The organism is Pyxidicoccus sp. M15, assembly GCF_056858435.1.
In genome coordinates this window covers 3,307,830-3,323,525 of sequence record NZ_CM166495.1, presented here as the reverse complement: position 1 = coordinate 3,323,525, position 15,696 = coordinate 3,307,830, and the positions used below count along the sequence as shown (strand labels likewise).

Genomic DNA, 15,696 nt, shown 5'->3' with positions numbered 1-15,696 from the left:
CCCGCTGGAGGTGGACAACCCCTCGGCCCGCTTCGAGCTGGAGCTGAACCTGGGCGAGACGGCGAAGGGCATCCAGGGCTCGCTGACCTACAACACCGACCTGTTCGAGCCCGCCACGGCCAACCGCATCGCGGAGCACTTCCGGGTGCTGGTGGAGGCGCTCGTGGCTCGGCCCGAGGTCCCCCTCGCATTCGTGTCCATGATGTCCGAGGAGGAACGCCGGCAGGTGCTCGTGGAATGGAATGCCACCACCACCGAGTACCCGCTCGCTTCCACCCTGCCCGAGGTCTTCTCGCAGGTGGTCGCCCGCCATGCCGACAAGGTCGCCGTCGAGTTCGGTGAGGAGATGCTCACCTACCGGCAGCTCGACGCGCGCGCCAACCCGCTCGCCTGGCATCTGCGCGGCCTGGGCGTGTCCACCGACTCGCGCGTGGCCATTGCCCTGGACCGCTCGCTGGAGCTGATTGTCGCCCTCGTCGCCATCCTCAAGGCCGGCGGCGCCTACGTCCCGCTCGACCCGTCCTACCCGCGTGAGCGCCTCGCAGCCATGGTGGAGGATGCGCGTCCCGGCGTCCTCGTCACCTCGCGCGAGCTGCGGGCGAAGCTGCCCGTGGAAGGACTGTCCACGGTTGTGCTGGAAGAAGTGTCCCTGGAGAGCCAGCCCACGTCGGCGCCTCCGATGGCGGCACTGCCTCAGAGCCTCGCGTACATCGACTTCACCTCCGGCTCCACCGGCCGTCCCAAGGGTGTCGGCACGCCGCAGGCCGCTGTGCTGCGCACCGTCTTCGGCAACGACTACGCGCACCTCGGGCCGGATGAGACGTTCCTCCTCATCGCGCCCGTTTCCTTCGACGCCTCCACCCTGGAGCTGTGGGGCCCGCTGCTCCATGGCGCCCGTCTCGTCGTCTTCCCGCCCCATTCGCCCTCCGACTTGAAGGAGCTGGAGTCGGTGCTGGTGAAGCACGGCGTCACCACGCTGCACCTCACCGCCGGCCTCTTCACCCAGGTGGTGGACCACAACTTCCCGGCACTGCGGAACGTGAAGCAACTGCTCACCGGGGGTGATGTCGTCAGTGCCCCTCACGTCCGCCGCGTATTGGAGGAACTGCGCATCCCGGTGACGGCCTGCTACGGCCCCACCGAAACCACGCTCTTCGCCTCCACCCACCGCATGACTTCGGTGGAGCACGTCGGCGCGTCCGTGCCCATTGGCAGGCCCCTCGGAAACACACGCGTGTACCTGCTGGACGCCTCCGGGCAGCCCGTACCCGTCGGCGTGATGGGGGAGCTGTTCATCGGCGGCGACGGCGTGGCTCGCGGCTACGTCGGTCAGCCTTCCCTCACCGCAGAGCGCTTCGTCCCAGACTCCTTCTCCGCCAGTCCCGGCGCCCGCATCTACCGCACGGGCGACCTCGCCCGCTGGCGCGGTGACGGCGTGCTGGAGTTCCTCGGCCGCGCCGACGCCCAGGTGAAGGTCCGTGGCTATCGCATCGAGCTCGCGGAAGTCGAAGCGGCCCTGCTCGCCTTCCCTGATGTGGCGCAGGCCGTGGCCCTGGTGCGCGAGGACGTGCCCGGCGACAAGCGCCTCGTCGGCTACGTTGCCGCTCCCGAGTCGCTCGACCTGGCTGCACTGCGCTCCGCCCTCAAGCAGCGGCTGCCCGAGTACATGGTGCCCTCCGCGCTGGTGCGCCTGGACTCCCTGCCCCTCACCGCCAACGCCAAGGTCGACCGCAAGGCCCTGCCTGCGCCCGACTCCAGCGCTGCCTCGCGAGGTGAGACGTACGTCGCCCCGCGCACTCTCACCGAGCAGCGACTGGCCGAGGTCTTCTCCCAGGTGCTGCGCGTGCAACGCGTGGGCGTCCAGGACGACTTCTTCGAGCTGGGCGGCCACTCGCTGCTGGCCACGCAGGTCATCTCCCGCGTCCGCGCCACTCTCGGGGTGGAGTTGCCCCTGCGCGCCCTCTTCGAGGCGTCCACTGTCGCCGCGCTCGCCGCGCGAGTGGAGACGCCTGTGTCTTCGCGTGCCCTCCAGGCGCCACCCCTGCTGCCCGTGTCCCGCACGGGCCCGTTGCCGCTCTCCTTCGCCCAGCAGCGCCTGTGGTTCATCGACCAGCTCGAGCCGGGTGGCACCGCGTACAACATGCCCACCGTGCTGCGGCTGCAAGGGCCCCTGCACGTGGCCGCGCTGGAGAAGTCCTTCACCGCGCTCGTCGAGCGGCACGAGTCGCTCCGCACCACCTTCGGTGTTCTCGACGGCGAGCCCGTCCAGGTCATCGACGCCCAGGCACGCTTCACGCTGTCGGTGGTGGACCTGGGCGCGCTGCCCGCCGACGAGCGCGCGGCAGAAGCCCTGCGACAGACACAGCTCGAAACGCAGCGCCCCTTCGACCTTGCGCGAGGGCCCGTGTTCCGCGCCCTCCTGCTGCGCCTGGGCGAACAGGACCACCTGCTCATCGGGACGATGCACCACATCGTCTCCGACGGTTGGTCCATGGGCGTCATGGTGCGCGAACTGGAAGAGCTCTACACCGCGCATGCCCTCGGCCGTGAGACCCGCCTACCTGCCCTGCCGGTGCAGTACGCGGACTTCGCCGCCTGGCAGCGCTCGTGGCTGCGGGGCGAGGCGCTGGAGCGGCAGCTGGGCTACTGGCGCGCGCAGCTCTCCGGCGCGGCCCCCGTGCTGGAGCTGCCCACCGACAGGCCGCGTCCTTCGGTCCAGTCCTCGCGCGGAGCCTGGCTCCCCGTCCACCTGTCGCGTGAGCTGACCGAACGGTTGATGACGCTGTGCCAGCAGGAAGGCACCACGCCCTTCATGGCCCTGCTCGCCGTGTGGCAGGTGCTGCTGTCGCGCTACTCCGGCCAGGACGACATCGTCGTGGGTTCGCCCATCGCCGGCCGCACCCGCGCGGAGACGGAAGGGCTCATCGGCTTCTTCGTCAACACGCTCGTACTCCGCACCCGGGTGGAGGCAGGTGCCACCTTCCGCGAGCTGCTCGCGAAGGTGCGCGCCACCACGCTCGGCGCCTACGAGCACCAGGACGTCCCCTTCGAGAAGCTCGTCGAGGAGCTTCAGCCCCAGCGCAGCATCAGCCACTCTCCCCTGTTCCAGGTGATGCTCGTCCTGCTGAACACGCCCACGGCGTCCCTCGAAGTGGCCGGCGTCCCTGGAGGCGCCGAGCCACTACGGATGCAGCCGGTGGACGTCGAGCTCCAGGCCGTGAAGTTCGACCTCACGCTGTCACTGGCACAGACGCAGGACGGACTGTCCGGCACGCTGGCCTACCGCACGGACCTGTTCGAGCGGTCGACCATCTCCCGCATGGCGGAGCATCTCGCCATCCTGCTGGAGGCCGCGGTGTCCTCGCCCGAAAGTCGCGCCGGGGAGCTGTCCCTGCTGCGCGACACCGAGCGCCACCAGGTGCTGGAGGCCTTCAATGCCTCACCGGCTTCTTTCGCCGCAGAAGGCCCCCTGCACGCGCTCATCGAGGCACAGGCCGCGCGCCACCCGTCGAGGCCCGCGGTGGCCTGCGAGGGACAGGTGCTCACCTACGGGGAGCTGGACCGGCGGGCCAACCAGCTTGCCTGGCACCTACGCTCGCTGGGCGTGGGGCCCGAGACGTGTGTAGCACTGTGTTTGGAGCGCTCCGTGGACACCGTGGTGGCGCTGCTGGGCGTCTGGAAGGCGGGCGGCGCCTACGTCCCGTTGGACCCGGCGCAGCCCGCCCTGCGCCTCCTCGCGCTGGTGCAAGAAGTCGCCGCCCCGGTGGTGGTGACGCAGTCGCGCCATGCGGACGCCTTCACGGGGGCTTCCGTCCGGCCGGTGTTGCTGGACACGCAGGCCGAGCTGCTCGCGGCCGGGCGGGGGGATGCGCCGCCTCGCGAGGTGTCCTCGGACCACCTGGCCTACGTCCTCTTCACCTCGGGCAGCACCGGACGCCCCAAGGGCGTGGCCGTGGCCCACGGGCAGCTCGTCCACTACGTGCGCGCCGCCACCGAGCGGCTGGGCCTCACCGACTGCGCGAGCTTCGCCCTGGTGTCCACCTTCGTGGCGGACCTGGGCAACACCGTGCTCTTCCCGGCGCTTTGCACCGGCGGCCTGCTGCACGTGCTCACCCAGGAGCGCGCCAGCAGCCCGGAGGGCGTGGCCGAGTACTTCCAGCGCCACGCGGTGGAGTGCGTGAAGCTCGTCCCCTCTCACCTGTCCGCGCTGCTCACGGCGGCCGAGCCCCGGCTCGTGCTGCCTCGCAAGAAGCTGGTGCTCGGCGGCGAGTCCTCCACCTGGGCCCTCATGGAGCAGGTGCGCGCGCTGGCTCCCGAGTGCGAGGTGTTCAACCACTACGGCCCCACGGAGACCACCGTGGGCGTGCTCGCGGGACGGGTGGAAGCGCCCGCTCCGGACTCGGCACCGGCCACGGTGCCGCTGGGCCGGCCCCTGGCCGGGGCGCGGCTGTACGTCCTGGACGAGGCCCTCCGTCCGGTGCCCGTGGGCGTGCCCGGCGAGCTGTACATCGGCGGCGCCCAGGTGACGCGCGGCTACCTGCACCGGCCGGAGCTGACGGCGGAGCGCTACCTGCCAGACCCCTACTCGCCCGTGCCGGGCGCGCGCATGTATCGCAGCGGGGACAAGGTGCGCTGGCGCGAGGACGGACGCGTGGAGTTCATCGGCCGCGCCGACTTTCAGGTGAAGGTGCGCGGCTTCCGCGTGGAGCCGGGTGAAATCGCCACCGTGCTGCGCGAGCACCCCGAGGTGCGCGACGCGGTGGTGCTGGCTCGCGAGGACGTCCCCGGCGACAAGCGCCTGGTGGCCTACGTCGTCCCCTCCCTGGACGTCACCGGCCTGCGCTCCTGGCTGCGCGAGCGCCTGCCCGAGCACATGGTGCCCTCCGCCTTCGTGCCACTGGAGGCGCTGCCGCTGACGCCCAACGGCAAGGTGGACCGCAAGGCCCTGCCCGCCCCCGCGATGAACACGGACGCGAGTGCCACCTTCGTGGCCCCGCGCACTCCCACGGAGACGCAGCTCGCCGCCATCTGGGCCGAGGTGCTGCATCTGGAGACAGTCAGCGTCACCGACGACTTCTTCAACCTCGGCGGTCACTCACTGCTGGCGACGCAGGTCGTTTCCCGCGTGCGCCGCGCCTTTGGCGTGGAGCTGCCCCTGCGCGCACTCTTCGAGGCGCCCACCCTCGCCGCGCTCGCCTCGCGCGTGGAGTCCGCGCGGCGGTCTCACGCCGGCGAGCAGCTCCCGCCGTTGGTATCCGTGCCGCGCACCGGCCCGCTGCCCCTGTCCTTCTCGCAGCAGCGCGTCTGGTTCCTCGACCAGCTCCAGCCCGGCAGCGCCTTCTACAACATCCCCTTCGCCGTGAGCATCGACGGCCCCCTGCACCGCGAGGCCCTCACCCGCACCCTCCAGGAACTGGTCCGCCGGCATGAGGTGCTCCGCACCAGCTTCCACACCCTGGAGGATGGCGAGCCCTTCCAGCGCGTCCACCCGGATGCGGAGCTCACGCTGTCCTTCGTGGACCTGGGCGAGCTTCCCGCGTCCCAGCTCGACGAGGCGGCCCGGCGCGAGGCGCTCGCGGAGGCACAGAAGCCCTTCGACCTGACGCAGGCGCCGCTGCTGCGCGCCACGCTGGTGCGACTGTCAGACGAGCGCCACGTGCTGCTCGTCACCGTCCACCACATCGTCTCGGACGGCTGGACCAGCGGCATCCTCTTGCGAGAGGTGGGGCTGCTCTACCCGGTCTTCGTTCGCGGGCGACCGTCGCCGCTGCCGCCGCTGCCGTTCCAGTACGCGGACTACGCGGCCTGGCAACGCGGCTGGCTGCGCGGCGAAACGCTGGAGCGGCAGGTGGCCTGGTGGCGCCACCAGCTCCATGGCGTTCCGCATGCGCTGGAGCTGCCCACCGACAGGCCCCGCCCCCCCGTGCAGACGGACCGCGGCGGCACCATCCCGGTGCGCCTGGGGGTGACCCTCACGGCCACCTTCAAGCAGTGGTGCGAGCGCGAGGGCGTCACGCCCTTCATGGGCCTGCTCGCCACCTTCCAGGTGCTGCTGTCGCGCTACTCGGGTCAGGACGACATCGTGGTGGGCTCGCCCATCGCCAACCGCCAGCACGCCGAGCTGGAGGGAATCGTCGGCTTCTTCGTCAACACGCTCGCCCTGCGCGGGCGGCTGGCGCCCGGAATGAGCCTGCGCGAGCTGCTCGCCCAGGTGAAGGAGACCACGCTGGGCGCATACGCCCACCAGGATGTCCCCTTCGAGAAGCTGGTGGACGCGCTGAAGCTGGAGCGGGATTTGAGCCGCACTCCGCTGTTCCAGGTGATGCTCGGGCTGACGAACACCCCGCACCAGCGGGCGCCAGAGGCCCAAGGCGCTGGCGGCGACGGTGCCAGCGTCGTGCGACCGATGGAGGTGGACAGCGGCACGTCCAAGTTCGACCTGGCGCTGTTGCTCGCGGACCTCGAAGACGGCATCTCCGGATGGCTCGAATACAGCACCGACCTCTTCGACGAGGCGACGGCGCGGCGCATGGGCCGCCACATGGTGCGGCTGCTGGAGTCGGCCGTGGCCGATGCGGGTCAGCCCATCTCCCGCCTGACGCTGCTGGATGAGGACGAGAAGCGCCAGCTGCTGGTGGACTTCAACGACACCTCGCACACGCCCCACACGCCCGTGCTGTTGCACCGGCCGGTGGAGGAACAGGCCCGGCGTACGCCGCATGCGGTCGCCGTCAGCGACGGCACGCGCTCGCTCACCTACGCGGAGCTGGACATGCGCGCCAACCAGGTGGCGCACCACCTGGTACAGCTGGGCGTGCCCGCCGGAGGCACGGTGGGCCTGTGCCTGGACAAGAGCCTGGACATGGCGGTCGCCGTGCTGGCCACGCTCAAGGCCGGCGCCGCGTACCTGCCGCTGGACCCTACCTACCCCGCGGACCGGCTCGCCTTCATGCTGGAGGACGCGCAGGCCCCGGTCCTCCTCACGCAGTCCCACCTGCGCTCCTCGCTGCCCGCCCACTCGGGCGCGCTCCGCGTGAGCCTGGACACCGAGGCCGAGCTGCTCGCGCGCCTGCCGACGCACGCGCCGGCCCGCGACGTGTCGCCGGAGTCCAACTGCTACTTCATCTACACGTCCGGCAGCACGGGCCGGCCCAAGGGCATCGTCATGCCCCACCGGGCCATCAGCCATCTGCTGGCGTGGCAGAACCCGCGCTCCGTGGCGCGCCCGGAGGGCGTCACGCTGCAGTTCGCCTCGCTCAACTTCGACGTGTCTCTCCAGGAGCTGTTCGGCACCTGGTGGTGCGGCGGTACGGTGCTGCTGCCCACCGGTGGCCTGCGCCAGGACATCCCCGCGCTGCTCGAGTTCATGGACCGGCACGCGGTGGAACGACTGTTCCTTCCGTTCGTCGCGCTCCAGGCCATGGCGGACGCCGTGTCCCATGGCTCTCCGGTGCCGCACGCGCTCGTCGAGGTGGTGACGGCGGGTGAGCAACTCCAGGTGACGCCGGCCCTGGTGGCCTTCTTCGAGAAGCTGCCCGGGTGCGTGCTGGAGAACCAGTACGGCCCTTCGGAGGCGCACGTTGTCTCCGCGTACCGGCTGGAGGGCCCTCCGTCCACGTGGCCGAAGCTGCCGTGCATTGGCGCGCCGGTGGGCCATACGCAGCTCTACGTCCTGGATGCGCACGGGCAGCCCTGCCCGGTAGGCGTGCCCGGCGAGGTGTTCGTCGGAGGCACGCACCTGGCGCACGGCTACCTGGCGCGCCCTGACCTGACGGCGAAGTCCTTCGTGCCGGACCCGTTCAGCCCCGAGCCGGGAGCACGGCTGTACCGCACCGGCGACGCGGCGAAGTGGAGGGCGGACGGCACCCTGGACTTCCTCGGCCGCCTGGATGGACAGGTGAAGCTGCGCGGCTACCGCGTGGAGCTGGGCGAGGTGGAGTCCGTCCTGCGCGCCGCGCCCGGAGTCCGCGACGCGGCCGCCGTGGTGCGCGAAGTCGTAGCGGGAGACAAGCGGCTGGTGGCCTACGTCGTCGCGGAGGGCGCGGCGGATGCGGAGGGCCTGCGCGGTTACCTCCAGCAGCGGCTGCCCGAATACATGGTGCCCTCCGCCTTCGTCATGTTGGAGGCCCTGCCGCTGACGCCCAGCGGGAAGCTGGCGCGCAACCTGCTGCCCGCGCCCGACGCGGAGAGCCTGCGTGGCGACGCGCCCTTCACCCCTCCGCGAACCCCGATGGAGGCGAAGCTCGCGGAGCTGTTCTCCACCATCCTGCGCCTGCCCCAGGTGAGCGTCACCGACAGCTTCTTCGAGCTGGGCGGTCACTCGCTGCTGGCCACGCAGGTCATCTCGCGCATCCGCTCCCAGCTTGGCGTGGAGTTGCCGCTGCGTGTCCTCTTCGAGGCGCCCACCGTCGAAGGGCTTGCCGCACGTATCGGGTCGGCGCTCCCGTCCGCGACCGGCGCTCGAGCTCCGGCCATCGTCCCCGCGCCGCGCACCGGGCCACTGCCACTCTCCTTCGCCCAGCAGCGCCTATGGTTCATCGACCAGCTCCAGCCCGGCAGCGCCTCCTACAACATGCCCACCTTCGTGCGCATGGACGGGCCGCTCGACACGGACGCACTGCGGCGTGCGTTCGCGGAACTGGTGCACCGGCACGAGGCCCTGCGCACCTCCTTCACCCAGCAGGAAGGCCAGCCCCTTCAGCTCATCGCTCCCCAGGGCCAGTTGCCCCTGGAGGTGACGGACCTCAGTGGCCTGGAGCCCCAAGCGGCCCGCACCGAGCTGGAGCGGCGCCTGCGCGAGGAGCTGCTGACTCCGTTCAACCTCTCCACCGGCCCCCTGCTGCGCGCGCAGTTGCTGAAGCTGGGGCCCACGGACCACGTGCTCGCGCTGAACATGCACCACATCGTCTCGGACGGTTGGTCCATGGGCGTGCTGGTGCGCGAAGTGGCCGCGCTCTACACGGCCTTTGCCGAAGGCCGGTCGTCACCGCTGCGTCCGATGCCGCTCCAATACGCGGACTACGCGGTGTGGCAGCGCAGCTGGCTGCAGGGCGCGGTACTCGATGCGCAGCTCGCGTATTGGAAGCAGCACCTCTCCGGCGCCGCCACCCTGGAGCTGCCCACCGACAAGCCGCGTCCGCCCGTGCAGACCTTCCGTGGCGCGCATGCGCCCCTGGCGTTGTCCCGGGCCGCTTCAGAGAAGCTCAATGCGCTGTGCCAGCAGGAGGGCGTCACTCCCTTCATGGCGCTGCTCGCTGCGTTCCAGGTGCTGCTGTCGCGCTACTCCGGACAGCAGGACATCTCTGTCGGCTCTCCCATCGCCGGCCGGAATCGGGGCGAGCTGGAAGGCCTCATCGGCTTCTTCGTCAACACGCTCGTGCTGCGCACGCAGCTCGATGCACGCCACTCCTTCCGCGACGTACTACAGCAAGTGAGGGAAGCAGCCCTGGGCGCCTATGCGCACCAGGACGTGCCCTTCGAGCGGCTGGTGGAAGAGCTCCAGTCCACCCGTGACCTGAGCCGCAGTCCGCTGTTCCAGGTGTTCTTCGCCCTGCAGAACACGCCCGTGCCCGAGGGACAGGGGCAGAAGACGGCCCTGACGCTGCGCCCGGTGGAGATGGTGGACAACCCCACCATCAAGTTCGAGCTCCAGCTCAACCTCACGGAGAGCCCGAACGGCTACCAGGGCTCGCTGGGCTACAACACCGACCTGTTCGAGAGCACGACGGCACAGCGGATGGTGGAGCACTTCCGTGTCCTCGTGGAGGCCCTTGTCACCCAGCCTCTGGCGCCGCTCGCATCTCTGTCCATGTTGACGCAGGCAGAGCGCCGGCAGGTGCTCGTGGAGTGGAACGCCACCACCTCCGAGTACCCGCGAGACTCCACCCTGCCCGAAGTGTTCGCACAGGTCGTTGCGCGGTACGGAGACAAGGTCGCCGTGGAGTCTGGCGAGGAGAAGCTCACCTACCGGCAGCTCGATGCACGTGCCAATCAGCTCGCCTGGCACCTGCGTGGCCTGGGCGTGTCCACCGACTCGCGCGTGGCCATTGCCCTGGACCGCTCGCTGGAGCTGATTGTCTCGCTGGTCGCCATCCTCAAGGCTGGCGGCGCCTACGTCCCGCTGGACCCGTCGTATCCCCGTGAGCGCCTCGCGGCCATGGTGGAGGACGCGCGTCCCGGAGTGCTCATCACCTCACGCGCGCTACTGGAGAAGCTGCCTGGCGAAGGCCTGTCCACCGTGGTGCTGGAGGAGGTGTCCCTGGAGAGCCAGCCCACGTCGGCGCCTCCGCTGGCAGCACTGCCCCAGAGCCTCGCCTATATCGACTTCACCTCCGGCTCCACCGGCCGGCCCAAGGGTGTTGGGACGCCCCAGGCCGCCGTACTGCGCACCGTCTTCGGCAACGACTACGCGCACCTGGGCCCGGAGGAAACGTTCCTTCTCATCGCTCCGGTCTCCTTCGACGCCTCCACCCTGGAGCTATGGGGCTCGATTCTCCATGGCGCCCGTCTCGTCGTCTTCCCGCCCCACTCGCCCTCCGACTTGAAGGAACTGGAGTCGGTGCTGGCGAAGCACGGCGTGACGACGCTGCACCTCACCTCGGGACTCTTCACCCAGGTCGTGGACAACAACCTCCCGGCCCTGCGCGGGGTGAAGCAACTGCTCACCGGGGGTGACGTGGTGAGCGCGCCTCACGTCCGCCGCGTGTTGGAGGAGCTGCGCATTCCGGTGACGGCCTGCTACGGCCCCACGGAAACCACGCTCTTCGCCTCCACCCACCGCATGACTTCGGTGGAACACGTCGGCACGTCAGTGCCCATTGGCAGGCCTCTCGGCAATACGCAGGTGTACGTGCTGGACGCGCACAGCCAGCCGGTGCCCGTGGGCGTCGTGGGGGAGCTGTTCATCGGCGGCGACGGCGTGGCTCGCGGCTACGTCGGCCAGCCCGCCCTCACCGCCGAGCGCTTCATCCCCGACTCCTTCTCCGGCGTCGCGGGTGCTCGCCTCTACCGCACGGGCGACTTGGCCCGCTGGAGGTGCAACGGCGTGCTGGAGTTCCTCGGCCGTGCGGACGCGCAGGTGAAGGTGCGCGGCTACCGCATCGAGCTGGCCGAAGTCGAAGCCGCCTTGCTCGCCTTCCCCGAGGTGGCGCAGGCCGTGGCCCTGGTGCGTGAGGACATGCCCGGCGACAAGCGCCTCGTCGGCTACGTTGCCGCTCCCGAGTCGCTCGATGTGACCCATCTGCGCACCTCCCTCAAGCAGCGGTTGCCCGACTACATGGTGCCCTCCGCGCTGGTGCGCCTGGGCACCCTGCCCCTCACCTCCAATGCCAAGGTGGACCGCAAGGCGCTCCCTTCTCCGGACGCGAGCGTTTCCGCCGAAGCCTTCGTCGCTCCGCGTACTGCCACCGAGGAGAAGCTCGCGGAGCTGTTCGCGGCCGTGCTGCGCGTGCAGAAGGTGAGCGTCACCGGCAACTTCTTCGAGTTGGGTGGCCACTCGCTGCTCGCCACGCAACTCGTCTCACGCATCCGCGCCACCTTCGGCGTGGAGCTCCCCCTGCGTGCCCTCTTCGAAGCGGCCACCGTGGCAGCCCTCGCCACGCGCATCGGCTCCGCGTCCGGGACCCAGGCGTCCGCCATCGTCCCCGCGCCGCGCACGGGGCCGCTGCCGCTCTCCTTCGCTCAGCAGCGCCTGTGGTTCATCGACCAGCTCCAGCCCGGCAGTGCCTCCTACAACATGCCCACCTTCGTGCGCATGGACGGGCCGCTCGACACGGACGCACTGCGGCGTGCATTCGCGGAACTGGTGCACCGGCACGAGGCCCTGCGCACCTCCTTCACCCAACAGGAGGGACAGCCCCTCCAGCTCATCGCTCCCCAGGGCCAGTTGCCCCTGGAGGTGACGGACCTCAGTGGCATGGAGCCCGCCGCCGCCCGCACCGAGCTGGAGCGGCGCCTGCGCGAGGAGCTGCTGACTCCGTTCAACCTCTCCACCGGCCCGCTCATTCGTGCCCGGCTCCTGAAGCTGGGGCCCACGGACCACGTGCTCGCGCTGAACATGCACCACATCGTCTCGGACGGTTGGTCCATGGGCGTGCTGGTGCGTGAAGTCGCCGCCCTCTACGAGGCCTTCTCCCAGGGGCACCCTTCGCCTCTGCCGCCCCTTCCCATCCAATACGCCGACTACGCCGCCTGGCAGCGTCAGTCGCTCCAGGGAGAGGCGCTGGAGGCGCAGCTCGGCTGGTGGCGCAAGCAGCTCTCCGGCCTCACGACGCTGGAGCTGCCCACCGACAAGCCCCGTCCTTCTGTACAGACCTTCCGGGGCGCGGACGTGCCCGTGGCACTTTCGCGCGCCGCGTCGGAGAAGCTCAAGGCGCTCTGTCAGCAGGAGCGCCTCACGCCCTTCATGGCGCTGCTCGCCGCGTTCCAGGTGCTGCTGTCACGCTACTCCGGGCAGCCGGACGTCTCGGTGGGCTCGCCCATCGCCGGCCGACAGCGCGGCGAGCTGGAGGGCCTCATCGGCTTCTTCGTCAACACGCTGGTGCTGCGCACCCAGGTGGAGGACTCCGCTTCCTTCGTCCACCTGCTGCGTCAGGTGAAGGAGTCCTCGCTGGGCGCCTACGCCCACCAGGATGTGCCCTTCGAGCGGCTGGTCGAGGAGCTCCAGCCCACACGCGACCTGAGCCGCAGCCCGCTGTTCCAAGTGCTCTTCGCTCTGCAGAACGCGCCCACCGCCTCGGCGGTGCAGGCTCGGAAGCCGGCGCTCGCGCTGCGCCAATTGGAGGGGGTGGAAAACCCCACGGTCCGGTTCGAGCTGGAGCTGAGCCTGTCCGAAACGCCGGAAGGCTTCCAGGGTCCCCTTCGCTACAACACCGACCTGTTCGAGCCCGCCACAGCCGCACGCATGGCGGAGCACTTCCAGGTGCTGGTGGAGGCGCTCGTGGCTCGGCCCGAGGTGCCCCTCGCCTCCATCTCCATGCTCACCGAGGCGGAGCGGAAGCAGGTGCTGCTGGAGTGGAATGCCACCACCGCTGAGTACCCGCGTGCTTCCACCCTGCCTGAGGTCTTCTCGCAGGTCGTGGCACGGTACGCGGACAAGGTCGCCGTCGAGTTCGGTGACTCCAAGCTCACCTACCGGCAGCTCGATGCACGTGCCAATCAGCTCGCGCATCATCTGCGCGGCCTGGGTGTGTCCACCGACTCACGCGTGGCCATTGCCCTGGACCGCTCGCTGGAGCTGATTGTCTCGCTGGTCGCCATCCTCAAGGCTGGCGGCGCCTACGTCCCGCTGGACCCGTCGTATCCCCGTGAGCGCCTCGCGGCCATGGTGGAGGACGCGCGTCCCGGAGTGCTCATCACCTCACGCGTGCTACTGGAGAAGCTGCCCGGCGAAGGCCTGTCCACCGTGGTGCTGGAGGAGGTGTCCCTGGAGGCGCAGCCGACTTCGGCACCTGCGCTGGCCGCCATGCCGCAAAGCCTTGCGTATATCGACTTCACCTCCGGCTCCACCGGCCGGCCCAAGGGTGTTGGGACTCCCCAGGCCGCCGTGCTGCGCACCCTCTTCGGGAACGACTATGCGCACCTGGGTCCGGATGAGACGTTCCTCCTCATCGCGCCCGTGTCCTTCGACGCTTCCACCCTGGAGCTATGGGGCCCGTTGCTCCATGGCGCACGGCTCGTCGTCTTCCCGCCCCATTCGCCCTCCGACTTGAAGGAACTGGAGTCGGTGCTGACGAAGCACGGCGTGACGACACTCCACCTCACCGCAGGCCTCTTCACCCAGGTCGTGGACTACAACTTCCCGGCCCTTCGCGGCGTGAAGCAGTTGCTCACCGGTGGTGACGTGGTGAGCGCGCCTCACGTCCGCCGCGTGTTGGAGGAACTGCGCATCCCCGTCACCGCCTGCTACGGCCCCACGGAAACCACGCTCTTCGCCTCCACCCACCGCATGACTTCGGTGGAGCACGTCGGCACGTCCGTGCCCATTGGCAGGCCCCTCGGCAATACGCAGGTGTACGTGCTGGACGCGCACGGCCAGCCGGTACCCGTGGGCGTCGTGGGAGAGCTGCTCGTCGGCGGCGACGGCGTGGCTCGCGGCTACGTCGGCCAGCCCGCCCTCACCGCGGAGCGCTTCGTCCCGGATGCGTTCTCCGGCACGCTCGGCGCCCGCCTCTACCGCACGGGCGACCTCGCCCGCTGGCGCAAGGACGGCGTGCTGGAGTTCCTCGGCCGTGCGGACGCCCAGGTGAAGGTGCGCGGCTACCGCATCGAGCTGGCCGAAGTCGAAGCCGCGCTGCTCGCCTTCCCCGACGTGGAGCAGGCCGTGGCCCTGGTGCGCGAGGACGTGCCCGGTGACAAGCGCCTCGTCGGCTACGTCGCCGCTCCCGAGTCGCTCGACCTGGCTGCACTCCGCGCTTCGCTCAAGCAGCGGCTGCCCGAATACATGGTGCCCTCTGCCCTCGTGCGCCTGGACACCCTGCCCCTCACCGCCAACGCCAAGCTGGACCGCAAGGCCCTGCCCGCTCCGGACGCATCCGCCACCAGCGCGGCCTATGTCGCCCCGCGCACCCCCACCGAGGAGGCCGTCGCCGCCGTCTGGGCCGAGGTGCTCCATGTCGAAAAGGTCGGCGCTACCGACGACTTCTTCGCCCTCGGCGGCCACTCTCTCCTCGCCGTGCGCCTCATGGCGCGACTCCGCGAGCGCACTGGAGTTGCACTCCCTGTCTCGGCTCTCTTCCAGGGCTCCACCGTCGAGCGCCTCGCCCTTCGCCTGGAACAGCGCGACGACGCCTCCCGCTCCAACCTCTCCCGTCTGGATGGGGGCACCTCCACCGACAGGCCCCTCTTCCTCGTCCATGGCGGCGGCGGCAGCGTGCTGGGCTACACCGAGCTCGTCCGCCTGCTCGGCAGTGAAAGGCCCCTCTACGGCCTGTCCGCCTCCGGCCTCGACGGGGGCGAGCTTCCCCCAGCCTCCGTTGAAGTCCTCGCTCGCGACTACCTTGCCCAGGTCCGCGCCGTGCAGCCTCGAGGACCCTACCTCCTGGGAGGCTGGTCCTTCGGTGGACTCGTCGCCTTCGAGATGGCCCGGCTCCTTCAAGGAGCAGGCGAGCAGGTGGAGTTGCTGGCCCTCCTCGACAGCCCCGCCCCTGAGACGCAGCCCCGGCCCGAGCCGGACGTCCTCATGCAGCTGGCCGGCTTCGGCCGGGTGCTCGGGCTGCCGTGGCAGTCGCTGCCCCTGGACGTGGAGCACCTGCGGCGGCTGGACGTGCGCGGCGCGCTGGCCTACGTGCTGGAGCAGGCTCGGCGCTCTTCCTCGGACGGGCTCAACCTGGAGCTCGACGCGGCCGAGCGCCTGTTCGGCGTGTATCAGCGGCTCAGTCACGCCCAGCGAAATTACGTGCCCGCGGGCGCCTACATGGGCCCGGCCCTCCTGCTTCGGGCGGCCACATCTCCGAGCGGGGCGCCTCGTGCCGAGGACCTGGGTTGGAGTGCGTGGCTCGGTGACAGGCTCACGGTGTATGAAGTGCCGGGCGACCACTTCACCCTGCTAACCGCGCCCAACGCCTTCCGTGTGGCGGAGCGGCTCGTCAATCACCTGGATTCTCTGGAGCGCGACGCCTCATGACCCTCCCTTCACCGGGCTCCACGATGCGGACCTTCGGGTTTCGTCGTTGTGCTCGCGATTCCAACTTCGAGTAG

The 15,696-nt window shown here is 70.1% G+C and carries 1 protein-coding gene (cut by a window edge); it reads left to right on the top strand.

What is annotated here, in order from left to right:
• Nucleotides 1-15,622 carry the 3' end of a non-ribosomal peptide synthase/polyketide synthase gene (locus ACX9TP_RS13240; RefSeq protein ID WP_482980077.1) on the top strand. It extends 15,830 nt beyond the left edge of the window, so 15,622 of the gene's 31,452 nt are visible here — the last part of the coding sequence; its start codon lies beyond the left edge, outside the window; its stop codon occupies nt 15,620-15,622.
• Nucleotides 15,623-15,696: the final 74 nt, after the last annotated feature.